The organism is Terribacillus saccharophilus (genome assembly GCF_002272075.1).
GTDB classification, from domain to species: domain Bacteria; phylum Bacillota; class Bacilli; order Bacillales; family Amphibacillaceae; genus Terribacillus; species Terribacillus saccharophilus_A.
On sequence record NZ_NPBJ01000003.1, the window covers coordinates 178,194 to 204,211 of the forward strand.

Annotated in this window: 22 protein-coding genes and 2 pseudogenes; 21 read left to right on the forward strand and 3 right to left on the reverse strand. The window is 42.1% G+C overall.

Annotated elements, in window-relative coordinates; genetic code table 11:
- The first annotated feature begins 3 nt into the window (after positions 1 to 3).
- From ccsB to CHH48_RS01605, 6 genes are all read left to right on the forward strand, one after another.
- Positions 4 to 1,179: a c-type cytochrome biogenesis protein CcsB gene (ccsB, locus tag CHH48_RS01580; protein WP_095217601.1), complete on the forward strand. Its 1,176-nt coding sequence runs from the start codon at positions 4 to 6 to the stop codon at positions 1,177 to 1,179.
- A gap of 61 nt (positions 1,180 to 1,240) precedes the next feature.
- Positions 1,241 to 1,768, forward strand: coding sequence for a thiol-disulfide oxidoreductase ResA (gene resA, locus CHH48_RS01585; protein WP_095217602.1), 528 nt, complete (start codon positions 1,241 to 1,243; stop codon positions 1,766 to 1,768).
- A 19-nt stretch (positions 1,769 to 1,787) separates the two neighbouring features.
- Positions 1,788 to 2,477 carry a cytochrome c biogenesis CcdA family protein gene (locus CHH48_RS01590; protein WP_095217603.1) on the forward strand — a complete coding sequence of 230 codons (690 nt, stop codon included), beginning with the start codon at positions 1,788 to 1,790 and terminating at the stop codon, positions 2,475 to 2,477.
- Positions 2,478 to 2,570: 93 nt separating this feature from the next.
- Positions 2,571 to 3,302, forward strand: coding sequence for a cytochrome P460 family protein (locus CHH48_RS01595; RefSeq protein ID WP_095217604.1), 732 nt, complete (start codon positions 2,571 to 2,573; stop codon positions 3,300 to 3,302).
- 6 nt (positions 3,303 to 3,308) lie between these two features.
- The gene (locus tag CHH48_RS01600; protein WP_245840277.1) at positions 3,309 to 4,022 is read left to right on the forward strand and encodes a DUF4405 domain-containing protein; all 714 of its coding nucleotides are present in this window, start codon (positions 3,309 to 3,311) and stop codon (positions 4,020 to 4,022) included.
- Between the two features lie 162 nt (positions 4,023 to 4,184).
- A complete protein-coding gene (locus tag CHH48_RS01605) occupies positions 4,185 to 5,150 on the forward strand; it encodes an aldo/keto reductase (protein ID WP_095218068.1) in 966 nt (321 codons plus the stop codon).
- Positions 5,151 to 5,223: 73 nt separating this feature from the next.
- Here the strand turns inward: CHH48_RS01605 and CHH48_RS01610 are convergent, their stop codons facing one another.
- Positions 5,224 to 6,129: an AraC family transcriptional regulator gene (locus CHH48_RS01610; protein ID WP_095217605.1), complete on the reverse strand. Its 906-nt coding sequence runs from the start codon at positions 6,127 to 6,129 to the stop codon at positions 5,224 to 5,226.
- Positions 6,130 to 6,477: 348 nt separating this feature from the next.
- Between CHH48_RS01610 and CHH48_RS01615 the strand changes: the two are divergent.
- Both CHH48_RS01615 and CHH48_RS01620 read left to right on the forward strand, forming a co-directional pair.
- Positions 6,478 to 7,327, forward strand: a pseudogene (locus CHH48_RS01615) (aldo/keto reductase).
- A gap of 452 nt (positions 7,328 to 7,779) precedes the next feature.
- Entirely contained in the window at positions 7,780 to 8,031 is a 252-nt protein-coding gene (locus CHH48_RS01620) for a hypothetical protein (protein ID WP_095217606.1), read from the forward strand.
- Between the two features lie 472 nt (positions 8,032 to 8,503).
- On the opposite strand, the pseudogene CHH48_RS01625 reads toward CHH48_RS01620, so the two are convergent.
- Positions 8,504 to 8,820: pseudogene (locus CHH48_RS01625) on the reverse strand (DbpA RNA binding domain-containing protein); the annotation flags it as partial.
- A gap of 256 nt (positions 8,821 to 9,076) precedes the next feature.
- On the opposite strand from CHH48_RS01625, the gene CHH48_RS01630 reads away from it, so the two are divergent.
- The gene (locus CHH48_RS01630; RefSeq protein ID WP_095217608.1) at positions 9,077 to 9,574 is read left to right on the forward strand and encodes a GNAT family N-acetyltransferase; all 498 of its coding nucleotides are present in this window, start codon (positions 9,077 to 9,079) and stop codon (positions 9,572 to 9,574) included.
- 27 nt (positions 9,575 to 9,601) lie between these two features.
- Here the strand turns inward: CHH48_RS01630 and CHH48_RS01635 are convergent, their stop codons facing one another.
- Complete coding sequence (locus CHH48_RS01635; RefSeq protein ID WP_095217609.1) at positions 9,602 to 11,308, reverse strand: Rqc2 family fibronectin-binding protein; 1,707 nt, start codon at positions 11,306 to 11,308, stop codon at positions 9,602 to 9,604.
- An 88-nt stretch (positions 11,309 to 11,396) separates the two neighbouring features.
- Between CHH48_RS01635 and CHH48_RS01640 the strand changes: the two genes are divergently transcribed.
- From CHH48_RS01640 to rsgA, 12 genes are all read left to right on the forward strand, one after another.
- Positions 11,397 to 14,039: a cation-translocating P-type ATPase gene (locus CHH48_RS01640; RefSeq protein WP_095217610.1), complete on the forward strand. Its 2,643-nt coding sequence runs from the start codon at positions 11,397 to 11,399 to the stop codon at positions 14,037 to 14,039.
- A 120-nt stretch (positions 14,040 to 14,159) separates the two neighbouring features.
- Complete coding sequence (locus CHH48_RS01645; protein ID WP_095217611.1) at positions 14,160 to 15,038, forward strand: YicC/YloC family endoribonuclease; 879 nt, start codon at positions 14,160 to 14,162, stop codon at positions 15,036 to 15,038.
- 177 nt (positions 15,039 to 15,215) lie between these two features.
- Positions 15,216 to 15,476: an extracellular matrix/biofilm regulator RemA gene (gene remA, locus CHH48_RS01650; protein WP_038560050.1), complete on the forward strand. Its 261-nt coding sequence runs from the start codon at positions 15,216 to 15,218 to the stop codon at positions 15,474 to 15,476.
- Between the two features lie 14 nt (positions 15,477 to 15,490).
- On the forward strand, positions 15,491 to 16,105 hold the full coding sequence (gene gmk, locus CHH48_RS01655) for a guanylate kinase (protein WP_095217612.1): 615 nt from the start codon (positions 15,491 to 15,493) through the stop codon (positions 16,103 to 16,105).
- A 1-nt stretch (position 16,106) separates the two neighbouring features.
- Positions 16,107 to 16,304: a DNA-directed RNA polymerase subunit omega gene (rpoZ, locus tag CHH48_RS01660; protein ID WP_095217613.1), complete on the forward strand. Its 198-nt coding sequence runs from the start codon at positions 16,107 to 16,109 to the stop codon at positions 16,302 to 16,304.
- Positions 16,305 to 16,403: 99 nt separating this feature from the next.
- The gene (gene coaBC, locus CHH48_RS01665) at positions 16,404 to 17,612 is read left to right on the forward strand and encodes a bifunctional phosphopantothenoylcysteine decarboxylase/phosphopantothenate--cysteine ligase CoaBC (protein ID WP_095217614.1); all 1,209 of its coding nucleotides are present in this window, start codon (positions 16,404 to 16,406) and stop codon (positions 17,610 to 17,612) included.
- Positions 17,609 to 20,011: a primosomal protein N' gene (gene priA, locus CHH48_RS01670; RefSeq protein WP_095217615.1), complete on the forward strand. Its 2,403-nt coding sequence runs from the start codon at positions 17,609 to 17,611 to the stop codon at positions 20,009 to 20,011. Before coaBC ends, priA begins: the two co-directional genes overlap by 4 nt.
- Positions 20,012 to 20,028: 17 nt before the next feature.
- Positions 20,029 to 20,979 (forward strand): methionyl-tRNA formyltransferase, encoded by a 951-nt coding sequence (gene fmt, locus CHH48_RS01675; RefSeq protein ID WP_095217616.1) that lies wholly within the window; start codon positions 20,029 to 20,031, stop codon positions 20,977 to 20,979.
- The gene (gene rsmB / locus CHH48_RS01680; protein WP_095217617.1) at positions 20,966 to 22,309 is read left to right on the forward strand and encodes a 16S rRNA (cytosine(967)-C(5))-methyltransferase RsmB; all 1,344 of its coding nucleotides are present in this window, start codon (positions 20,966 to 20,968) and stop codon (positions 22,307 to 22,309) included. The genes fmt and rsmB overlap by 14 nt, the downstream gene beginning before the upstream one ends.
- 61 nt (positions 22,310 to 22,370) lie before the next feature.
- Positions 22,371 to 23,126 carry a Stp1/IreP family PP2C-type Ser/Thr phosphatase gene (locus CHH48_RS01685; RefSeq protein WP_095217618.1) on the forward strand — a complete coding sequence of 252 codons (756 nt, stop codon included), beginning with the start codon at positions 22,371 to 22,373 and terminating at the stop codon, positions 23,124 to 23,126.
- 1 nt (position 23,127) lies between these two features.
- The gene (pknB, locus tag CHH48_RS01690) at positions 23,128 to 25,131 is read left to right on the forward strand and encodes a Stk1 family PASTA domain-containing Ser/Thr kinase (RefSeq protein WP_095217619.1); all 2,004 of its coding nucleotides are present in this window, start codon (positions 23,128 to 23,130) and stop codon (positions 25,129 to 25,131) included.
- Positions 25,132 to 26,016 (forward strand): ribosome small subunit-dependent GTPase A, encoded by an 885-nt coding sequence (gene rsgA / locus CHH48_RS01695; RefSeq protein ID WP_095217620.1) that lies wholly within the window; start codon positions 25,132 to 25,134, stop codon positions 26,014 to 26,016. It begins immediately after the preceding gene.
- Positions 26,017 to 26,018: the final 2 nt, after the last annotated feature.

Consider the following 26,018-nt stretch of genomic DNA (forward strand, 5'->3'; position numbering starts at 1 on the left):
ATAATGGTACTTATTAGCGGTAACTTACTGTACGCGGCATTTCTTCTATATTTAATTGCCACTTTTCTATTTAGTGGGGCTATTCGAGATAAAAGAAAGCTTTATAAGAATCCAAGTAAATGGGCTTCAGCTGGCATAAGTGCAACTTTTATTGGTTTTGCGGCACATCTGGGATATTTTCTCACAAGATGGGTTGCTGCCGGACATGCACCTGTAAGTAATATGTTTGAATTTGTTACAGCTTTCTCAATGATGTTTGTAGTAGGATTCATCATACTCTACTTTATTTATAAAGTAGCAGTATTAGGATTATTCACCTTACCAATCACAATGTTAATTATTGCTTATGGCAGCATGTTCCCTAAAGATATAACTCCGTTAATCCCAGCTTTGCAATCTGATTGGCTAGCAATTCATGTTATAACAACCGCATTGGGTTCAGCTATCTTATCAATCAGTTTTATAGCGGGAGTAATATATTTACTACAATCTGTAAATCAAGAAAAACAGTCAAAAAAAACCTTATGGCTCGAATTTATTATTTTTATGATTGTAACCGCAGCAGCTTTTGTTTTGGTTACAAGTGCTTTTAGAGTATTAGATTACAAAGCAGTCTATAGCTGGGTGGATAGAGAAAATCGAGAAGCAGAAGTAATTTATAATCTTCCTGCGCTTATCGGACCTAATCAAGGTGAACTACTCACAGAAGATGCTATGACGGCTTTTGTTGAAGTACCAGCAGTGATTGACAGCGTTAGACTGAATACAGTTATCTGGTCTCTTGTTGTTGGTTTATTGTTCTATGTGATTATCAGATTGGTTTTAAAAAAACGAATTTCTGCAGCACTTCAACCATTAACCCAAAATTTAAGTCTAAGTTTAGTAGATGAAATAGGATACCGGTCGGTTACGATAGGCTTTCCTATATTCACCTTAGGAGCACTCATTTTCGCGATGATTTGGGCTCAAATTGCCTGGTCACGTTTTTGGGGTTGGGATCCCAAGGAGGTGTGGGCTCTTATTACCTGGTTATTTTATGCTGCGTATTTACATTTGCGGTTTTCCAAGGGCTGGCAAGGAGAAAAATCAGCATGGCTTGGAGTAATTGGTTTTGGGATTATCATTTTTAATCTGATTTTTGTAAATATGATCATTGCCGGTCTTCATTCCTACGCTTAACTTCTTCTCTAGAAATTTAGATCACAATAAACAATTATTTTCTATAAACAAGGAGGGTAAGATGAGAAACAAAAAAATAAGATTGGTGATTCGTTTTATTATATTACTACTAATGATTTCAGCTATTACCTACACAGTTTACCAAAATTTTTTTACTGAAAAAGTTCGTGTCCAGGTTGGTGATCAAGCAGTTGATTTTGCTCTTGAAGATATGGAGGGAAATATAGTTCAGCTGTCTGATTATGAAGGAAGAGGAGTTTTTTTGAACTTCTGGGGAACATGGTGTGAACCATGTAAGACAGAGATGCCATTAATGGAGAATCAGTATCTGAATTATAAAGATCAGGGAGTTGAACTATTAGCTGTGAATATTACAGAAAGTGATGTTGCAATACAATCATTTATTGAAAAACATGAACTGACTTTTCCAGTATTAAAAGATAAAGACCGATCAGTTACAGAGACCTATGATATTACTCCAATCCCAACAACCTTTTTAATTGATAAAAATGGACAGGTTCAAAGAGTCATAACAGGTTCAATGACAGAAAGAGACATTAGAAATTATATGGAAATAATAAAACCTTAAACGAACGAAAGGGGGAAATATGGAAAATATAGGAATTTTCCTTGCCTTTATGGCTGGCATTTTGTCTTTTTTGTCTCCTTGTTCACTTCCTCTATACCCGGCTTTTATATCTTACATAGCGGGCGTATCAATCAATGATTTGAAAACAAATGATGTGGTGTTAAGAAGAAACGTTTTTACCCATAGCCTTCTTTTTTTAATAGGTTTTTCTATAATTTTTTTAGCATTAGGATTATCGACATCACTTATTGGAAGGTTTTTTACAGATTACAAGGACCTTTTAAGAGAATTAGGCGCTATCTTAATGGTCTTCTTTGGTTTAGTCCTAACAGGAATCCTGCAATTTGATGCCCTACTTACAGAAAAGAGAGTCAATTTTAAAAAGAAAACAACAGGCTATCTAGGATCAGTTTTATTAGGAATTGGCACCGCTGCGGGATGGACTCCTTGCACAGGACCAATTCTTGCGGGTGTTTTTGCTTTAGGTCTGTCAGACCCTGGTAAGGGACTTGTTTATATGTTGATCTACTGTTTAGGGTTTTCTATTCCTTTTATAATCTTGAGTTTTTTCATTGAAAGAATGGGTTTTTTAAAAAGAAACAGTAGGATTTTTATGATAACTGGCGGACTAATTATGATTGGAGTTGGTGTTCTATTATACTTTGATGCATTGGTAAATATTGTATCATGGCTCACATTCCTTACTTAAGAAGGATACTAGAAAGAGAAATTCATAGTTTCTTAACAATAACCAATAAGGGCCTGAACGGGCTTTCATATAAGAAATTAGACGGAGGTAAATATGAAGAAAATATTTCTAATGTTTGTTGTAATGTCAGTTGTAATTATAATTACCGCTTGTAATACCAGTAATGACAGTAATGACACAATAAATCGTTCACAAAGTAGTTTTCAGCAGGGAGAGTCTTCTGAAAACAATAGTGATCTTGTTCAATTTCCTGAAATCTATAAGGAGGAAGAGCTTTATACAACAGTGGATCGAGGAAGTACCCATGAAGAGATATATACAAGCAGAGAAGTAATTGAATCTGTGCAGAATGGAGATCCAATTCCGAGCGGTGCTGTAATAACTCTTGAAATTTACAGAGAAGGAGATCTTGCGCAAATTTTCGTGATGGAAAAGCGTGAAGGTTGGGCTGAGCAGAATACTTCTGAAATGCGAAACGGAGATTGGCAATATCAAGAATTCAGACCCGACGGGTCAGTTAATGAGGAATCGGATATCGGCCGCTGTTTTTCCTGTCATGCAAATGTAGAAAGGGAAGACTTTGTGAACACTCTTCAAGAAATGGAAAGTTACGAACTTTCTGCAGATGAATCAAGTACAACTTCACGCCTTGCAGGTGCTCATACGGAGGGTTGGAAGGTAAAAAAATTGTCTAATCAATCATCCATTCATGGTCAAGAAAGTAGTGTATCTGATTATGAATCAACAGAGCGAATTAACAATGAAGAGAAACAGAAAGCAATAGAGAAAGCTCTTACGATGGTTTATTTCCAAGAGAAGGAATAATTAAATGTGAAAGAGGAGAAATCTTTGAATGTCAAAATGTTACTCAAGCTAACGAATGACCTTGCTATGACGATACTTCTGTTATTAGCAATGGCTTATCAGATTACAGGCAATACCATGCATGAGCTGGTTGGAGCTTCACTGTTTGTGTTGTTCGTCTTGCATAATATCTTAAATCGGCGATGGTACAAGACAATTATTAAGGGAAGATATAATCTGTTACGTTTTCTTAAAGTTTCTATTAATTTGCTTTTTTTATTCACAATGACAGCCGTATTATTTAGTGCTTTGCCTATTTCACAGGATGTCTTCCCATTTATTACTGTAAATAACGATATGCTTTTCCGCCAGATTCATGTAATAACGGCATATTGGGGATTAATCTTAATGAGCATACACATTGGGTTGTCATGGGGAATGATTGTTAATGCAGTGCGTAAGATGACAGGAATAACAGGTACAAATCGTATCAGAACATTATGCCTACGATTATTGGCTGTATTAATTGTTGTATACGGTATTAGAAATTCCTTTGAAAGAAATCTTGGCTCAAAGCTTACTGTTTATGACCCATTCGGATTTTGGGTCTCAAATGATTCATCATTGAGATTCTTAATTGAATATCTATCAGTTGTAGGTATATATATCTTCGGAACACACTATACCTTGAAGTTTATTCAGAAACATAGCAAGTATAAAAGAAGTATGCGTGGACAATAGTTTTCAGAAAACTAATTGGTACTCAGAAAGAATGAGAATATATAGTATGACATGATAAGGCAATTATAAGCAACAATATGGCAAAGATTCTTTTAAAAACAAGGGTATTAGTGTAAATGAATAAGGTAATGTTTAATCTAAAGTAGGAGGGAACCAGTGAAAATGGAGACGCGTGAATTAGGACGTAGTGGTATAGAGGTTTCTGCAATTGGTCTGGGTTGTATGGGAATGGATCATGCATACGGAAAACAAGCGGATCGCGATGAAATGGTAATATTAATTCGAAAAGCTGTTGAATTAGGGTGCAATTTCTTTGATACTGCTGTTATTTATGGAGAATCCAACGAAGAGTTGTTAGGAAGAGCACTCGAACCATTTAGAGATGAGGTAGTTATTGCTACTAAATTCGGTATCGTTGGACAAAAGATTGTAGATGGAAGCCCGCAAAATATCTTGGATAGCACACCAAAATCTATAAGGGAACAGTTAGAAGGATCCTTAAAAAGGTTAAAGGTAAATTACATTGATTTGTATTACCAACATCGTATCGATCCTAATATAGAACCAGAAGTAGTAGCGGAAACTATGAAGGAATTAATTGATGAAGGAAAAATTAGAGAATGGGGATTATCAAATGCTCCAATAGATTATATTAAACGAGCGCACACTGTATGCCCAATTTCTGCGATTCAAAATCAATACTCTATGATGTGGCGTGAACCTGAAAAAGAATTATTCAGCATTTGTGAAGAGCTAGGCATTTCTTTTGTAGCATATAGCCCTTTAGGCAATGGTTTTTTGAGTGGAAAGTACACTAAGGATACACAATACGAAGAAGGTGACTTCAGAAGTTTTATGGGTAGATTTAAATCCGAGGTTGTAGATCATAATAAAGCATTATTAGATCTTATTGCTGATGTAGCTGAAAAGAAGAAAGCAACTTCAGCTCAAATTGTACTAGCATGGGAGTTGGCGCAAAAACCCTTTATTATTCCAATTCCCGGTACCACTAAGTTACACCGCTTAGAAGAAAATTTAGGTGGTTCTAAGATAGTATTAACCCATAAAGAATTGGATGAGTTAAATGATGCTTTGGCCAAAGTTGATATTGACGAAACTCATTTTTAATCCACTTTATGTACATTAAATACCCTTTAGAAAGAGAAAGTACGAAAAATGCATGATCCCTTCATATTTGGGTTCATGCATTTTTTGTATCATCATAATTTTCTTTTAACTGCTTAATATCCTGGATTGGAGGTAACCCGAATATACGAGAATACTCTCTACTGAATTGAGATGGACTTTCGTAACCAACCTGGAAAGCGACATCCGTTGCGTCAGTTGTTTCTGTTAACAACAAACGACGTGCTTCTTGCAGCCTTAGTTGTTTTTGGAACTGTATGGGACTCATCGCGGTCACTTCTTTAAAGTTCCGATGTAAAGATGAAACACTCATATTAGCTAATTTGGCGAGTTCCTCCATAAGAAGCCGGCGATCGAAATTGTTCATTATATATTCTATAGCATCATTAATACGAGAAGTATTACTTCCTCTAATAGCGATTTGTTTCAGCACTTCTCCATGCGGCTCTAAAAGAACTCTATAGAGAATTTCTTTTGTCATTAAAGGAGCAAGTACAGGGATATCATTAGGACTTTCAACTAAACGGACTAGTCGCGTTACAGAGTCTAATAATGGTAAGCTCAAACTGCTGACAAACATTCCTCTATTAAGATTCTTTTTTGCTTTGAAGTCTAAATCTGATTCTTGTAAGATTTCTAAAATTTGACTAGGTGTGAATTCGAGCTTTAGAGAAAGATACGGATTCTGAGAAGTTGCAGTTGTAACCTGACCAGTGATAGGTAAATCAACGGATGCAACGAAGTAATTTGCCGGACCATAAAAGAATCTTTCTTGGGCAAGAAGTACCTGCTTATCTCCTTGAACCACGATACAAAGGGAGGGATTTTGTATACCATATCTTGGCTCGGTTACACCGGAGTACCGTGAAAAATATAAAGACGGAATTAGAGTAGGGATAGTCCCATTCTTACTTGTGTGCCGGCCAATCAATTGAATAAGCTCATTCTGCTGTTTTAACATAAAAACCTCCTGCTTCAGCGCTACTTTAAGATTAATTATATTACAAACTACATTGTTACGTAAGTGCAGTAAGAGGATTAGGCAAACATTAGCTATTATTAGGTAAACACAGTCCATATATATAGGGGATAAAATGAATGAATTATGAAATAGAAAAACCTTATAAGGGTATATTATCTTGAACTAGGAGGGAATTTCAGAATGTAGGAGAATTAGGCAAACGTATGCAAGAATGTGATACCAGCTTATTAGTCTGCCGAGTTATAATAGAGAGGTTGGAGCACTAAGTATGTATTAATTAGAATTTGAAATAACTACAAATACAAATACATTGGAGGATGATTTTATATGCAAAACGTAACTTTGAATAATGGATTAGAAATGCCAATCCTAGGATTTGGTGTCTACCAAATTCCAAAGGAGGAAACAGAACAAGCTGTAATTAATGCAATTAAAGCAGGATATCGTCACATCGATACTGCTCAATCCTATTTGAATGAAGCAGAAGTAGGCAAAGGTATAAAAAATTCAGATTTTCCTCGTGAAGAATTATTCATTACAACGAAAATTTGGGTTGAAAATGCATCCTATGACGGGGTGATGAATTCTTTTAAAGGGTCACTTGATCGATTAGGATTAGAATATGTGGATTTACTCCTAATTCATCAACCTTACAATGATGTTTATGGTGCTTGGCGCGCTATGGAAGAATTGCAAAACGCTGGGAAGATCCGCGCTATTGGGATATCGAACTTTGCTGTTGATCGAGCAGTTGATCTAGCAGAATTCAACAAAGTCACTCCAGCTGTAAATCAGATTGAAATCAATCCTTTCCAGCAACAAGTTGAAGTAATAGAGGCTCTAAAAGCTGAAGGCATTCAACCAGAAGCCTGGGCACCTTTTGCAGAAGGGAAAAATGGTATCTTCACGAATGAAGTGTTAACTAAAATCGGTAAAAAATATAACAAGTCAGTTGCACAAGTGATTGTTCGTTGGTTAGTCGAAAATGATATCGTAGTTCTGGCTAAATCAACTAAACCTGAAAGAATGGCTGAAAATATTGATGTCTTTGATTTCCAACTTACTGAAGATGATAAAAAAAGCTATCGCAACTCTCAATGTAGGCGAAAGTCAATTTTTCTCTCATGCTGATCCAGCTATGATTAAATGGATGGCTAGTAGAAGAATTGAACTCTAATCTGAATTAGGGGATAAGATAATTCATGAGAACAAGCAGTGAAGGGCAATACAAAGAGAGAAATAAAGTTATTGAGCCTATAGATTTATGGTAGATAATTTAGTTAATTTAATAATTCTCTAAAATAGTGTTCATTTAAGAACAGCCAGTTTAATAATTGGCTGTTCTTTTTAATCTTCCATTGAATAGCTCAGGCTATTTTTTTTGCAATCGAACAACCCTCTATGTAGCTATTAATGAAATGGTTATTCGACCAACAAGTTAAAAGCATTGATACCTTGGAAAGCAAAGTAAAAGATACTATTAAACAATTTATGGAAAAAACGATATAATAGACAGTGTAGAAGCACTTTTTAAATAAGAAGCTGTCATTATTGAAGCACTGCTTATTAAGAGCTATTGAAGATAAGCGACATGAAATGATGGAGCACGGATAAAGTACGGTTTAAACGATGACAGAAGCTGCTGGTAAAGAAATTAAGTGTAACTATATAGATAAACAACAACAAGTGGCTATGTTCGACCAAATTACTTCAGCCCCAATACGTTCCTATATGGAAAGTGCTACCATCACTATGGAACTTACAAGGACAGAAAAATTTGCAGCTCAAAATGTGCTGCGTGACGATGTTATGACAGTTGTGGGACGTCCAGGTACTACAATGAAAGAATGGGCAGAAAATTATTTCAATTCTATTAAATAATATATAAAGAATTTAGCGAGAATCACAAATTTTAGTTTTGGTAGAATATTGTAATTTTTTTCATCTTCAGATTTTAACGCATTGAACAAGTCCAATCCCTAATATGATTGGACTTGTTCAATGCGTTTTCGGAAAAATTAGAATTTTTTCACAATCAATACAACAACCAGCTTGTGCGAAGTACTAGCTTGTGCCAAGAAGGTGCCAAAAGCAGAGTTATAGTGAAGGCTTACCCTGGCAAAGTGAAAGTTGATATAGTTATAGAGGCCGAAGGTGACGTACCTAGCTTTGTTCTGAAATTGGAAAGTATAGACACAATTGAAGTTGATGCTTCAGTTGATTTAATACCTTTAGAGATAACTGAATAGGTGATAGTACTCGTTATTTGAAAAGTTTTATGTGTATAGATACAAAGAAAGAAAAGATAAAATCCCCTCCTTCATCTTGTAGGAGGGGATTTTCTATAAAAATATTACTTAATCGCCTTGCTAACTTTCAGCTTCTTACTCTTAACAATTGTCTTCTCCATAGCCTGCAATTCAATGGAGATATTTCCATTCAAAATATTAACATATGACATGTTATCCTGAATAGTTATAATACCGATATCTTCTGCAGTAACTCTAGGTATAAGGTTCCTAAAAAGTTAACAGCACGAATTTTCTTCTTTTTACCACCTTTGAAATGAAGCCTCATAATATCTTGATTGATCCGGGCTTTTTTATAATTTCTTACAACGTGTTTGCGGTTCAGTTTTTCTTTAAAAGCATCTTTTCCAGCTGCTACTTCTTGTTAAGAAATGTTCGATAGTATCGACAGTTACTCCAGTTCACGCAATCTCTATTTGAGTAGGATTCTTCAAAATCTATAACATAGATTTTCTTTCAGCGTCTTTAGGCAGAGTAGCGGAGAAATATAGTGTGTTAGTATATATAACATTTCATTCGTTTTCATAAGGCGTATACGTTATCTTTAAAAGGATAGAAGCTCAAATATAGTAACGCTCATAAAATCTAAACAACTTGTATGGTATGGGGGAGTAACTATGGAAATTAAGGAAGTTACAGTTATTGAAGCGTATAAAGAAGAACTAGCAAGTTTATTTCAAACGGTAGTCGCTGATGGCGCATCGATGAACTATTTGCATCCGATGAGCGATGAGACTGCAATAAGCTACTGGAATTCTGTACTCTCTGAACATGTTCGGCTTTTCATTGGGCTGATTGATGGTCAAATTGCTGGGACTGTTCAGCTGCACTACAGCGACAAGGAAAACGGGCAGCATCGTGCAGAAATCGCTAAATTGATGACCTGTACGAAAGCCAGAAGGCAGGGCGTCGCTAGAAAGCTGCTGCAGCATGCAGAGCAAGCAGCGAAGCAAGACGGCAAAACATTACTTTTGCTTGATACCGAAAAAGAAGGACCTGCCAATCGGCTTTATCAGTCCGAAGGTTATCTGCTATTCGGAGAAGTGCCGGATTTCGCCCAGGATGCATTTGGTACATATCTTGCAGGTAACTTTTATTATAAGACAATAAAATAAGGAAGTGCGCTGCTACAGCGCACTTCCTTATTTATTTTTCAAACGTTTTGCAAAGGACTCATCTGGCGTAACATACAGCGTCTTTTGCTGATCGTATGTTACAAAACCAGGTTTTGCACCGTTTGGCTTTTTCACGTGACGAATCTTTGTATAATCGACGGGTACCGAAGAAGAAAGTTTGGATTTACTGAACCAAGCAGCCAGTTTTGCTGCTTCTTCCAATGTTTCCTCGGAAGGTTCAGTCGCGCGAATAACGACGTGGGATCCCGGGATATCTTTCGTATGAAGCCAAGTATCCTGCTTGTGGGCAAGCTTCATCGTCAAATATTCGTTCTGCTTGTTATTATGTCCAACGAGGATCGTTGTGCCATCTGTCGCGGTATAAGTTTCCGGCTGTGGCAGGTTCGGTTTTTTGTTCTTTTTCTGCTGTGCTTTTGCCTTTAGATAACCTTGCTCGCGCAATTCCTCACGGATCTCTTCGACATCCTGCTCCCGAGCACCTTCTACTTGCTGGATGAGCTGATCAAGATAATCAATTTCTGCATTCGTTTTCTCAAGCTCCAATTCCACCATCGTGCGCGATTTCTTTAACTTGTTGTATTGCTTGAAATAGCTTTGCGCATTTTCACTTGGTGTTTTATGCGGGTTGAGTGTAATGGTGAGTTGCTGCTGATCTGGATCATAGTAATCTGTGACGACAGCTTCTGTATCACCTTGTTTGATTTGATGCATATGAGCAGTTAGCAGCTCTCCGCGACGCTGATAACTGTCGGCTTTTTCTGCTTTTTTTAAAGTATTTTCATGGATAGAAAGCTTTCGGATATTCTTATCTCGTTCATTTTTCAGGAAACGAATCAAGTCGCCAGCCTGCTGTTTAACACGATCGCGTTCTGCTTTTCCAGAGTAAAAAGCATCAATCAATTCACTCATCGAATTGTACTGTTCTCGCACACCCTCGATGCCTGCAAGATCCATAACGTAGAAGTCTTCTTTCTTTCCTTTAAAGTAAGTAGGCTCATAGTCGTCTTGCTTCAGCTTATCAATGAAATGTGTGTAAACCTGAGCGTATTTCTCTTTATCACCCATATAGGCCTGCTCAGCCATTTCATTGGCCAAAACAGGAGATACACCTTGCAGCATAGTCAAAATCTGTTTGTTCATCTGGCCGGTATTGAAGTCAAGCTTCCGGGCAAACTCGGCTGGTTCCAAGGTGAACGGGTTCAGCTTCTCCTGACTAGGAGGAAGCTTGTACGTCTGACCGGGAAGAATGGTCCGGTGCCGGTTCACACTAGATGAAATATGTTTGATGCTGTCGATGATCATATCCGTTTCATTATCGACCAGCATGATATTGCTGTGTTTTCCCATCACTTCCATGATGATTCGTTTTGATGTCTGGTCACCAAGCTCATCTTTGCTTACGAAACTAAGCTGGATGATTCGTTCATTTTCGAATTGCTCTACTTTTTCCAGGAACCCGCCTGCAAGATGCTTACGAAGAAGCATACAAAACATAGGAGGATTCTGGGGATTCTGATAGCTATCGTTTGTAATATGCACTCGTGCATAGCTTGGATGCGCCGACAAAACAAGCGCGTGATTCTTCCCTTTGCTGCGGAAGGTAAGCACGATCTCCGTATCAGTCGGCTGGTATATTTTTGACAGACGGCCAGTTGCCAATGTGTCATCGAGCTCTTTGGCCATCGCTCTAGTTACTATTCCGTCAAATGCCATATGTTTCACCTCATTCTCTGCTAGTATAGCATTTTATCGGACAAGCACGCATACATTTACTTTAGAAATAAGGGTGGAGGTATGCAATGTGCGATGGTATCAGATTTCAGCAGAGGAAACAGCTAAACAGACAAATTCCGACACACATAAAGGACTTAGCACAAAGGAAGTACAGCAGAGGCTGAAGCGGGATGGAAGAAATGAATGGAAAGAAGAAAAAGGAGTTTCCCAGCTTGCACTATTTTTCGGACAATTTAAAGACTTTATGGTTCTGGTGCTTCTCGCAGCGACGGTCGTCTCTGGACTATTAGGCGAGTATATCGATAGCATTGCCATCCTGCTGATCGTTCTGTTAAATGCGCTAATCGGTTTCTTTCAGGAAAGGAATGCCGAAAAATCTCTCAGCAAACTGAAGGAATTAAATGCTCCGATGGCGCGTGTGCTGCGGGATGGGCAATGGTCGAGGATATCATCGGCAGAACTGGTCGTTGGCGATGTCGTATCGTTGACCGCAGGTGATCGGGTGCCTGCTGATCTGCGCTTAGTTAGTGTGACAAGTCTGGAAACGGAGGAATCTGCACTTACCGGAGAATCGTTGCCAGTTGCCAAGGTGACGGAGAAATTGCAAGCAGATCAGCTAGGGCCTCAGGATCAGCTTAATATCGCATTTATGAGCTCACTTGTGACACGGGGCGGTGGAACCGGAATTGTCATTGGAACCGGTTCAAATACGGCAGTTGGGCAAATTGCTGAGCTGCTTGTTGATACAAAACGAAAGCAGACTCCGCTTGAACGAAGGCTGGAGAAGCTCGGAAAGGTACTTATTGTCATTGCCTTGCTTCTCACTGCATTAACAGTTCTTGCGGGAGTTTATCGGGGTAATCCGTTATACGAGATGCTTATTGCAGGTGTCTCACTTGCAGTAGCTGTAATCCCAGAAGGTCTTCCGGCAATTGTGACGGTTGCTCTTTCACTTGGTGTGCAGCGTATGATCAAACAAAAAGCTATCGTCAGACGGCTGTCTGCTGTGGAGACGCTTGGTTCAGCTACAGTCATCTGCTCAGATAAAACGGGAACACTTACAGAAAATCAAATGACAGTCAAAGAGATTTTCCTTGATGGAAACACCTATACGGTAACAGGGGATGGCTACGATCCATCCGGTGGATTTTACCGGGGCGGAAAAGAGACGAAGGAAGAAGCACTTTATCAGCTTCTTCGCTATGGCGTCCTGTCGAGTCATGCAAAGGCATTCCGAAAAAAGAAGCGCTGGATGATTGATGGTGATCCGACTGAGGGAGCACTTGTAGTCGCAGGGAAGAAAGCGGGAATTGAAGCGGATGACTTGTCCAGTTATAGCATTGTGCATGAAATACCCTTTGACAGCAAACGGAAACGGATGACTGTTTTGGTCAAAACACCAGAAGGAAAACTGATTGCGATTACGAAGGGAGCACCAGATGTTTTAATAGAAAAAGCTGCGTATCATGGAGCAGAGAAAAAACTGCTTGCTGGCAAGGATAAGAAAGCATTGTATGAAGCGGTTGATCATATGGCAGCTAAAGCGCTGCGGACGATTGCTATTTGTGTCCGGCACTTCCCGGCTGGATATCAGCCGAAAGAAGAAGAACTGGAAAAAGAAATGGTATTTGTCGGTCTGAACGGATTGATCGACCCGCCTCGCAAAGAAGCAAAAGATGCAATCATCGATTGCCGTAAAGCTGGCATCAAGACAATCATGATAACAGGTGATCATGTGAAGACAGCAGCCGCGATTGCCAATATGCTGCATATATTGCCTCCAGCCGGCAGAGTCGTAGAAGGCAAGGATCTGGATCACATGTCAGATGAAGAACTACAGGCAGAAGTGGATAGTATGTACGTGTTTGCACGTGTGACTCCAGAACATAAGCTCAGAATTGTCCAAGCTCTGCAGAATGTCGGTCATATTGTTGCCATGACTGGTGATGGCGTCAATGATGCACCTGCGATTAAAGCAAGTGATATAGGCATCAGTATGGGAGTTACAGGAACCGATGTTGCCAAAGAAGCAAGTGCGCTTGTTTTAATGGACGATAACTTCGCCACAATCAAAGCAGCTATCAAGGAAGGGCGGACGATTTACTCCAACATAAGAAAGTTCGTGCGCTACTTGCTCGCATCCAATGTTGGTGAAATCCTGGTGATGTTATTTGCCATGATTCTGGCATTGCCAATGCCGCTCGTACCTATCCAAATATTATGGGTGAACTTAGTGACGGACGGTTTGCCAGCCATTGCCCTCGGGATGGACAAGGCAGAGGATGAAGTGATGAAGCAGAAACCGCGTCATCCGAATGAAGGAATCTTTGCTAGAGGACTTGGTACGAAAATCGTAACACGCGGTATTCTGATTGGATCCGTAACAATTATTGCTTTCATGCTGATGTACCAAGGAGATCCGGAAAGACTCGTTTATGCGCAGACAACAGCGTTTGCTACATTAGTTATGGCACAGCTGATTCACGTATTTGACTGCCGCAGTGAAAAATCGGTATTTGCTCGCAATCCTTTTGGAAATGGCTGGCTTATCGGGGCTGTCGTCTCATCTATCGTTTTATTGCTTGCTGTTATCTATGTCGGTCCGCTGCAGCCGATCTTCCACACGACGGATTTGATTATGCGAGACTGGTTATTGATTTTGGCACTTAGTGCTGCTCCTACTGTGCTCTTCGGTTTTATAAAGAAATAAATAAAAGCATGCTGACTAGCAACACAGGCAGCATGCTTTTATTTTTCCAGCGTTCTTGATACAGGACAAACAGCCTTGATTCTGATACACTGTGACTACTAAAAAGCCGGAGGGATTAGCTTGACGAAAAGCATGACAGGGTATGGCAGGAGTGTGGCATCCGGAAACAGCCTCACGGTCACAGCGGAATTGAAGGGTGTCAACTCCAGGTACTTGGATATCAAATGCAAGCTGTCGAAAGCGGCTGCTTTTCTTGAAACGTCTGTAAAGGACCAGCTGCAGCAGTCCGTCAGCAGGGGCAAGCTGGAACTGACAGTTGATATTGATGGCGGGGCTTTGCGAAAACGCGAATTATCCATTGATTGGGAATTAGCTGAGGAATATATGGTTAAGCTGAGAGCTATAAGATCCGCTTTTGATCTTCGTGGAGACATTACGATTGATACACTGCTGTCTCAATCTGCTGACATTCTTTTGGAAGAAGCACAGCCTGAGCTGACAGAATTACCGGACCTGGTGGAAAAAGCGTTGCAAGGCGCTTTAGAAGCCTTCATTCAAATGCGTACAGCAGAAGGCAGTGCTTTAGCAAAGGATATCCAAAACAGGATGACTGACATTCAGACGATGCTGAAGCAGCTGGCAGAGCTGCGGCCGCAGGTGATGGAAGCATACAAGCGGCGCATCGAAGATAGGATAACTAGCTACGTTGATGGAGGATTGCCGGAAAACAGCCGTCTGTATCAGGAAATAGCTCTGCTGGCCGAAAAGGGTGATATAACGGAAGAGCTTATCCGTTTGGAAAGTCATTTAGATCAGCTTGCTTTAAATTTGGAGAAGACAGGGCCTGTCGGCCGGACATGTGATTTTATCCTGCAGGAGATGCAGCGTGAAGTGAATACAATCGGCTCCAAATCGACAGCTTCTTCTATCAGTATAATCGTAGTAAGCATGAAAACGGAGCTGGAGAAAATAAAAGAGCAAGTGCAAAATATAGAATAGTGTTGAGTTTGGTTTAAGATATAATTATAATGAATAAGATATGGTTTAATTGATGATAAAGGTATAATGATAAGAAGATGCTTCTATTAATTAAAGCTGTAGAGCGGATTCTCATGACATTATAAGACGTTTGAAACGCCAGTCAAAAGAGCAGTACAGCAAGAAGGGAGAAGCAAGATGAGTTTAAGATTGATTAATATCGGGTTCGGAAATGTTGTTTCCGCAACCAGAATAATCTCGATAGTTTCTCCTGAATCGGCTCCCATCAAGCGAATTATCACGGTTGCCCGTGATGCGAATAAGCTGGTGGATGCTACATATGGTCGGCGAACAAGAGCTGTCATCATCACAGATAGTGATCACGTCATCCTTTCGGCTGTACAGCCCGAAACGGTGGGGCAGCGTGTCCTGCGTGACGATGAACTATCTGAGGAATAGCTAGGAGGAAGCACATGATTGAACAGAAAGGGATCCTTTTCATCCTGTCCGGACCATCCGGTGTTGGAAAAGGAACGGTAAGGAAGGCATTATTCGAACAGGACACACATTTGCGTTACTCAATCAGCATGACAACTAGAAACATGCGGCCTGGAGAACAAGATGGTGTGGACTATTTCTATAAATCGAAGGAAGAATTCGAGCGTTTGATTGGTCAGAATAAGCTCTTGGAATATGCGAGCTATGTGGACAATTATTATGGTACTCCCCGGGATTACGTAGAAGAGACTTTGGAAGCAGGTCATGATGTCTTTCTGGAAATCGAGGTACAAGGTGCTCTTCAAGTGAAGGAGAACTTCCCGCAAGGTGTCTTCATCTTCCTGATTCCGCCTAGCCTGGAGGAATTGAAGAATCGCATCGTCGGACGCGGTACAGAGACGCCGGAACTTGTGAAGAACCGTCTGAATGCTGCCCGGGACGAAATCGAAATGATGGATGCTTATGACTATGTGGTCGTCAATGATCAGCTGAATCATGCCGTCTCGAAGATTCAGTCTATTGTACAAAGTGAGCATTGCAAACGCGAACGCGTCGCAAAAGAATACAAGAAAGCATTGGAGGTTAATTGATATGATGTTAGAACCGTCTATTGATAAACTACAGGAAAAAATTTATTCGAAATACACACTGGTTACTTTGTCATCGCAACGTGCGCGTCAGCTGCAGGAAACGAAGACGTCTAAAATTGCTAACCCGAAATCGTATAAATACGTTGGTATCGCGCTGGAAGAAATTCAAGCAGACAAATTGGAATATACAGAAGAATAAACGGTGAGGATGCCAGGTGCATCCGATGGAGATGCCCTCGCGATGGTGAACACCAAGCGGGGGTTTCTTTCTTATTGTGCATGAGGAGGGGGAAGTGAAATGAATGTAGCTGGAAAGACAATTTGTCTGGGAGTTTCCGGGGGCATCGCTGCATATAAGGCATGCGCATTGACGAGCAAACTGACACAGAAGGGTGCAGATGTTCATGTCATCATGACAAAACATGCAGCAGAATTCGTGACACCGCTCACGTTCCAGGCGTTATCCCGCAACCCAGTATATACCGATACCTTTGATGAAAAACACCCGGAGAAAATTGCTCATATAGATTTAGCAGATAAAGCAGACTTATTCCTGCTTGCACCAGCAACAGCTAACGTGATAGGAAAGCTTGCTGCTGGTATAGCAGACGATATGCTGACGACTACATTGCTTGCAACAGAGGCACCTGTCTACATCGCGCCTGCTATGAACGTTCATATGTACGCACATCCTGCTGTAATCCGTAATATGCAGCAGCTGGATGACTGGGGCTACCACTTTATCGAACCAGAAGCTGGTTATCTTGCTTGTGGATATGTTGGTAAAGGCAGGCTGGAGGAGCCGGAATCCATTATCCGAATCCTGGAAGAAAGAACAGAGCCTAAGCGCGATTTAGAAGGTAAAAAAGTGTTAGTAACGGCTGGACCGACTCAGGAAACAATTGATCCCGTCCGTTTCTTCACGAACCATTCCTCGGGCAAAATGGGCTATGCTGTGGCAGAAGCCGCCGCTAAACGCGGAGCAGATGTAACACTTGTGAGCGGACCATCCCAGTTAACTACACCTTTTGGGGTAAAACGGATAGATGTTACAAGTGCCCAGGATATGCTGGATCAGGTACTAATAGTTTACGGTGAGCAGGATATCGTCATCAAAGCTGCAGCTGTTGCTGATTATCGGCCAGTTCAAACATTTGATTCTAAGGTAAAAAAACAGGATGGAAACTTGTCCATTGAAATGGAACGGACTACCGATATACTTCTGACACTCGGACAGCGGAAGCAGCATCAGTTCCTTGTCGGTTTTGCTGCGGAAACAAATGATGCCGTAGCTTATGGCAAAGGAAAGCTCGAGCGGAAGCATTTAGATGCCATTTGTGTGAATACAGTCGGGAAGACAGGTGCAGGCTTTCAATCTGACACCAATGAAGTGATTTACTTGAATAGAGAAGGTAAGGAACAGCACCTGCCGTCTGATACGAAGAAACAGATTGCCCACCGGATTCTTGATGAGATTGTGGAAGATATGGAGGCTGACAGAAAATGAACATCGCGAAGGTTGTTGTTGACGTCCCGGCCAGTCAGACCGACCGCGTGTATGATTATTTGATTCCTGAAGAACTGATCAACGTACTCCAGCCGGGGATGCGTGTCATCGTACCATTCGGTAATCGCCGCATCATGGGTTTCGTCCTGGAGATCAGCAGTTCTGCTGAAGTGGACAAGCTAAAGGAAATTCAGGAAACAATGGATTTGCTTCCGGCACTAACACCTGAATTGCTTGATCTAGGAGTATGGATGGGGGAGCGGACATTAAGCTTTCATATCACCGCCCTCCAGGCGATGCTGCCGCAAGCGATGAAGGCCACATATCAGAAAGTACTTGTTCGGACTGGGAATATACCTGATGCATTGCTGCCGTTATTTCAGGAAGAAGATACGAGCATGTACGAGCAATTCGAGCATAGTGGTGTTCCTTTAGCGGTTTTGCAGCAGGCAATCAAAGCAGGTCAAATAGAACTGCGCTACCAAGTCAACTCAAAGGAAACGAAGAAAACAATCCGTATGATTGATGCAGACAAGTCTGTTGAAGAACTGCAAGAGGCTTTAAGCAATGTGAACGCCCGCGCTATGAAACAAAGAGCGCTCCTTGAGCATTTCATTGAAGAGCCAGGGCAGATTGCGCAAAAGCATCTGCTTGAAATGTACGAGACGACAGGCTCTACACTTAAACCCTTGCTGGATGCTGGATTACTTCGGTCATATGATAAAGAAGTACTCCGGGATCCATACAAGGATAAGCAAATTGAACGTACGAGACCCTTGCAGCTTTCGGATTCACAGGCGAAGGCTCTTGAACCGATACTTGAAAGCATCCAGTCAGAAGCGCATGAAGTCTTTCTTTTGCATGGCGTTACCGGAAGTGGGAAGACGGAAGTTTATTTGCAGGCAATCCAGCAGGTGCTGGAAAAAGGGCAGGAAGCGATTGTCCTAGTCCCTGAAATCGCACTTACTCCCCAGACAGTAAACCGATTCAAAGGAAGATTCGGCTCTGAAGTTGCCGTGCTGCACAGTGCTTTATCAGCCGGTGAGAAGTACGATGAATGGCGAAAGATCCAGCGCAAGCAAGTTAAGGTAGCCGTCGGCGCCAGATCCGCCATTTTTGCTCCCTTTGAAAATTTGGGAATCATCATTATAGATGAAGAACATGAAACGAGTTACAAGCAGGAAGATCACCCGAAATATCATGCCCGGGATATTGCTGTTTTCCGAGGGGAATATCATCATGCCCCGGTTGTTCTTGGCAGTGCGACACCTTCGCTCGAATCATATGCTAGAGCTGAAAAAGGCGTCTACCATATGCTGGAGCTTCCAGAGCGAGTGAATCATGCGTCGATGCCTGATTATCAGATTATCGATATGCGGGATGAACTGCATGCAGGCAACCGATCGATCTTCGCCCGAGAATTGCTGGAACAGATGAAAGAACGTATCCGTAGAAAGGAACAGATAGTTCTCTTCCTAAACCGTCGTGGCTACAGCACATTTGTCATGTGCCGCGACTGCGGTCATACAGTCGAATGCCCACATTGCGATATAACACTCACCTACCATAGAAGCAGTGAGCAGCTCAAATGCCATTATTGCGGTTACGAAGAGCAGATGCCTTCTATCTGCCCAGCTTGTGAAAGTGATACGATACGTTATTTTGGTACAGGTACACAAAAAGTAGAAGAATCACTAACACAGCTGCTGCCGGAAGCCCGTGTCATTCGAATGGATGTTGACACGACAAGGCGGAAGGGTGCGCATGAAAAGCTGCTTGGAGCATTTGGCAGAGGCGAAGCGGATATACTGCTTGGTACCCAGATGATTGCAAAAGGGTTGGATTTCGAAAGAGTGACGCTTGTAGGTGTCCTGGCAGCAGACTCTATGCTGCATTTGCCTGATTTCCGTGCCGCAGAAAAGACGTTCCAGTTGCTGACACAGGTGAGCGGACGAGCTGGTCGACACAGTCTGCCTGGGGAAGTCATCATCCAGACATATTCTCCGGAACATTACAGTGTTGAACTTGCTGCAGCAGGGGATTATCGTCCATTTTTCCAGACGGAAATGCAAACACGCAGAGCCTTTCAATATCCGCCTTATTATTATCTAGCTCTATTGACGGTCAGTCACCAGAACCAGGTAAAAGCAATGCAGACGACACAGACGATTGTTCAGCTGCTCCAGAAGCACCTGTCCGATCAGGTCCGAATACTTGGACCTACGCCATCGCCACTGGCGCGGATCAAAGATAGATATCGCTTCCAGTGCATGGTAAAATACAAAAACGAACCGAACCTTCGGGATGTGATCAGGAGAATCCTTCATCACTACGAAGATGCGCGGAAAAAAGAAGATTTGCAAATACACGTTGATTTACAGCCGTATTCGCTCATGTAGGAAAGGAGCTTTTTTGAATGAAACGAATTGTATTCATGGGTACACCAGATTTTGCAGTACCCGTACTTAAACAGCTGACAGAGGAAGATTGCGAGGTGGTGCTCGTTGTCACCCAGCCTGATCGCCCGAAAGGCCGCAAGCGAATCCTCACCAGCTCACCTGTGAAGGAGGAAGCTCTCAAGCATGGAATACCGGTTTATCAGCCGGAAAAAATCAAGCAGAGTTATGAAGAAATCTTTTCCTATGAGCCGGATTTGATCGTAACGGCTGCTTTTGGGCAAATATTGCCGAAGGAGCTGCTTGATTATCCGCAATTCGGATCTATCAATGTTCATGCTAGTTTGCTGCCAGAACTTCGCGGCGGTGCTCCGATCCATTATGCTATTCAGCAAGGGAAAGCTGAGACTGGCGTTACTATCATGTATATGGTAGAGAAACTGGATGCCGGTGATATGCTGCTGCAGCGTTCGGTACCTATTACAATGCAGGATCATGTAGGAACGATGCATGATAAATTAGCAACGCTTGGAGCGGAAATGGTTCATGATATTCTTCCAGATATCTTTTCTCGCAGCGTGAATCCAATCAAACAGGACGAAGAGAAGGTTACATTTGCTCCAACAATCAAACGCGAGCAAGAGGTAATTGATTGGAACCGTTCAAACTGGGAAGTTTTCAATCATATCAGAGGTATGCATCCATGGCCGGTGGCTTTTACAACGTACATGGACAAGCCTTTTAAGATATGGTGGAGTGAACTTCTGGATCGTGAATATGATGGAGTACCAGGTGAGATTGCTAGCATTGAAGCCGATGGCATTATCGTAGTTTGCGGAAACAATACAGCAGTCAAATTAACACAGGTACAGCCAGCAGGTAAAAAGCAAATGACTGCAGCAGATTATCTGCGCGGTGTCGGTAAAGAAATGCAAGCTGGAGAAAGGTTGGGCGAGCATGAAGAAGTATGAACTCCGTGATACAGCTGTCACATTGCTATCTCGTATTGGAGATCAGGGCGGCTACAGTCATTTGCTGTTGGATCAGACGATCCGGAATAAGGGTTTTGACAGCAGAGATACAGGCTTGCTAACCGAAATCGTCTATGGAACATTATCTTATAAACTGACATTAGAGTATTTTCTTCGTAACTTTGTATCAAAAAAATTGGAATCATGGGCGAAATGGCTTTTATTATCCGCTTTCTATCAAATGTACGCATTGGACAGAGTGCCTGATCATGCTGTCATCCACGAATCCGTTGAAATTGCGAAGCAGCGGGGCCATAAAGGTATCGCGTCGCTTGTGAATGCTGTACTGCGTAATGCACAACGAAAAGGTTTCCCTAAATTGGATGACATCCAAGACCCAGCCGAGCGTATCTCGCTGGAAACGAGTCACCCGAAATGGCTTGTCGAGCGCTGGATTTCGCAATATGGAGAGAAGACAGCCCGCGAAATGTGTGCCGTAAACCAAGTGGAGAAACCAATAAGTGTGCGCGTACAGCCAATGCTGATTACACGAGATGAAGCGATGGAAGAACTGGAGTCCCAAGGGTTTACTGTCCGTCCTTCCAGCATCAATCCGCAAGGAATCATCGTAGAAGATGGGAACATCCTGAAAAGTGATTTGTTCCTTTCCAATCAAGTGACTGTCCAAGATCAGACGAGTATGTTAGCAGGTCAGATGGTTGATGCAACAGCCGGTATGACTGTGCTGGATGCATGCAGTGCACCGGGAGGAAAGACGACACATATTGCAGAAACGATGGAGAATGAGGGCAAGCTTTATGCGTATGATCTGCATGCCAAGAAAGCGAAACAGGTACAGCAGAATGCTGAGAAGCTGAAGCTGACAATCATTGAAGCCGATCAGGCAGATGCACGAAACTTGCATGAGCGGCATAAACCAGAGAGTTTCGATCGTATTTTACTTGATGCACCTTGCTCTGGATTGGGCGTACTCAGAGGAAAACCAGATATCAAGTACCATAAATCGGAACAAGACGTTTTATCACTTGCTTCCATTCAGGCTGATCTGCTTGAACAGGTAGCGCCGCTTTTGAAAAAAGACGGAAAGCTAGTCTACAGTACTTGTACAGTGGATCAAGCAGAAAATGAACAAGTTGTCCGTGCTTTTCTTGAGCAGCATTCGGATTTTGAAGTAGATCCAGCATTCCAGGCTGATTTGCCGCAAGCAGTTAAGAAAGCCCCAGGTCTTACCGATGCTGGTTTGCAAGTATTCCCGCAGGATTTTGATACCGATGGCTTTTTCCTTGTCCGACTTGTTAGAAAAGGGTAAGAAATGTGGTAGGATAAATTTGGAGCAGCAAAACAGACTGCATATAGATGAGGTGAGAAGCGTGAGAGGTTTTTTCATTACCGATCGTGGTCAGATCAGAAGTCATAACGAAGATGCAGGCGGGGTATTTTCCAATTCTAATGAACAATATCTTGCTGTCATTGCCGATGGTATGGGTGGACATAAAGCAGGTGATGTCGCCAGTCAGCTAGCTATTTCCCATCTACGCAATTGGTGGGAAACTGCTGATTCCTTCGATTCTCCGCAAAGGACAGAAGAAGCTATCAAGCAAGCAATCAAAGATGTTAATTTGCGAGTATATGAAGAATCACGACAAAGTGAAGAATTGGCAGGTATGGGGACGACGATTGTCGCCGCAGTATGTACAAATGATTTTGTAACAATTGCCCATATTGGGGATAGCCGCTGCTACTTGCTTAATGAAGAAGGATTCAAGCAAGTGACAGAGGATCATTCTCTTGTAAATGAACTGGTCCGATCTGGTGAAATCACAGAACAAGATGCCGAGCACCATCCCCGGAAAAATGTCCTGCTGCGCGCACTCGGAACGGATCAAGATGTGGAAATGGATCTTGTGTCAATCACTTGGGAAGCTGGAGATCGTCTGCTATTGTGTTCAGATGGGCTATCAAATAAATTCGATAAACAGGAGCTTTTGCAGTACCTCACATCTGGAGAAGAGATTGAACATATCGCTTCGCAGCTCGTGACGGTTGCCAATGAGCGAGGCGGGGAAGATAATATCTCCTTAATCATTGCCGATTTGGCTGATACACCTGTCCGGGAGGGTGCATAGCATGCTCGAAGGACGTACGCTGAATGAACGGTACGAAATTCACCGTCTGATCGGCGGAGGCGGTATGGCAAATGTCTATCTTGGCCAGGATATCATCCTCGATCGCGAAGTCGCCATTAAAGTCCTGAAGCTGGAATATGCAAACGATGATGAATTCATTGCAAGGTTCCATCGGGAAGCCCATGCGGCAACCAGTCTTTCACATCCGAATATCGTCACGATCTATGATGTGGGAGATGAGGATGGCATCTACTATATGATCATGGAATATGTCAGCGGAATGACATTGAAGCAATACATACAGACTCATGGTTCCATCGTGGTGCCTGATACAGTCGATATTATGAAACAAGTCACTTCCGCGATCTCACACGCACACGCAAACGGAATCGTTCATCGTGACATCAAACCGCAGAATATCCTGATTGATGATTACGGAAAAGTGAAAGTGACTGACTTCGGTATAGCTACTGCGTTGAGTGCAACGTCATTGACCCAGACGAATGCTATGCTAGGCTCTGTGCACTATCTGTCACCAGAACAGGCAAGGGGAGGTATAGCTACCAAGAAGTCCGATGTCTATTCCCTCGGTATTGTCATGTTCGAATTGCTTACCGGTCGTCTTCCATTCTCAGGTGAGTCTGCAGTCAGTATTGCTTTAAAGCATTTACAAACTGACACGCCATCTGTCAGACGCTGGGCTGGCGATATTCCGCAAAGTGTCGAGAATATCGTTTTGAAATCCACGACGAAGGACCCTTTTTACCGTTACATGAGCACATATGATATGGAGACAGATTTGGAAACATGTCTGGATCCCTCCAGGGCAAACGAAGAGCGTTATGCTCCGCCTAAGGAAGATGGCGATACTACAAAAGCGATCCCGATTATTTCAGAGAAGGATCTGAACAAAGCATCGTTAGCTGATACGATCGTACATAACGGTCATACGAATCCACCGAACCAAGAAGAGCAGAAAAAGCCGAAAAAGAAGAAGAAACGGTGGAAAGTGCTTATATGGATAACGGTCATTCTCGTATTGCTTGCAGGTGCAGGAATAGGAATTGTACTTGCAACCACGCCGAAAGAAGTGACAATGGTCGACGTTAGAGGTGACTCCTATGCAGATGCTGTCGATAAGCTGTCCGACCTTGATTTGCACGTAAAACGGGAAGCAACCGCCTCTGATACGGTAGAAGAGGGGAGCGTCGTCAAGACAGATCCTTCAGCAGGCAGTAAGATTAAGGAAGGCTCCAGTGTGACGGTTTATACAAGTATCGGCAAAGAAAAAGAAGAATTTGATGATTACGAGGGCAAGACATTCTCCCAAGTGGAAAAACTATTGGATGATAAGGGATATAAGAATGTACGATCTTACGAGGAATTCTCTGATGAACCTGTTGGTACAATCATCTCCCAAATCCAGCCTCAAGCAGGAACAAAAGTGGTTCCGGAGGATACAACGGTCATATTTGAAGTGAGCAAAGGGCCAGAAGCGGTGACATTGACAGATTTGACAGGTATGACGGAAGAGGAAGCACAATCTTATTTAGATAAAAATGATTTGGATGGCAATTTCATTGAACAGCCGTCAGATGAAGTCGAAGAGGGTGTTGTAATTCGGCATGATCCGGGTTCAGGACAATCGATTGAAGAAAATGGCAGTGTCGATCTGTACGTATCAACTGGCCCGGAGAATTTGCCTCCTGCGACGCACACGGTTACATTTACTGTTCCTTACGAGCCTGCTGATGCACAGACAGGCGAAGACGAACAGACCGAAGAAACACAGGAAGATCCTATCCCTCAGATAGTTCAGATTTATGTGGGTGACGCAGACCATGATGTGACAGAGCTCTATGATGAACGTGCTATCACAGAAGATGAGGAAATTACGCTTACACTCAGTATACCTGCTGGCGGAGAAGCTGAATATCGTGTATTGCGTGATGATGAAATTGTTTTAGAAAAAACGGTTCCGTATGAAGACAGGGAAGGTGAATAAATGCCATCAGGTAAGATTATGAAAGCACTGAGTGGATTCTATTATGTGCTTACAGAAGACGGAGAAACCTATCAATGCCGTGGCAGAGGTGTATTCCGCAAACAGAAAATAACACCGCTGGTTGGTGATCAAGTGGAATTCGAAGCGGAGACAAAGCAAGAAGGTTATGTGCTGGATGTTCGTCCACGGAAGAATGAGCTAGTCAGGCCCCCGATTGCCAATATAGATCAGGCGATCATCGTAACATCAGCAGCTCAGCCAGATTTCAGTACAGCATTGCTTGACCGCTTTCTTGTATTAGTAGAGTCAAAAGCTATCGAGCCAGTTATTTTCATTACGAAAATGGACATGCTGTCAGCGGATCAAATGTCCAGAATCGAAGCTTTCAAAAAGGATTATCAACAGATCGGCTATTCCGTTGAGATGTTATCCTCTAAAGAAGAAACGAATTTAGAACAAGTGCAGCTGCACATGAAAGATAAGATCTCAGTTATCGCAGGTCAGTCAGGTGTGGGTAAGTCTTCGATGCTGAATGCTATTGATCCGCGCCTGGACCTGGAAACAAATGAGATATCCGAAAGTCTAGGACGCGGACGCCATACAACAAGACATGTAGAGCTTATACCAATCGGTGGGGGTCTTGTTGCGGATACGCCTGGATTCAGCTCATTGGAGTTTACCGAATTGGAAGCTGAAGAGCTGCCATCTTGTTTCCCTGAATTCAGGGAACGTCAAGACGACTGTAAATTCAGAGGCTGTATGCATCACAAGGAACCTAAATGTGCGGTTAAACTAGCGGTCGAAGCAGGAGATATTCCTGAATATCGTTATACACATTATCTGCAGTTCCTAGATGAAATTAAATCGAGAAAGCCGAGGTATTAATG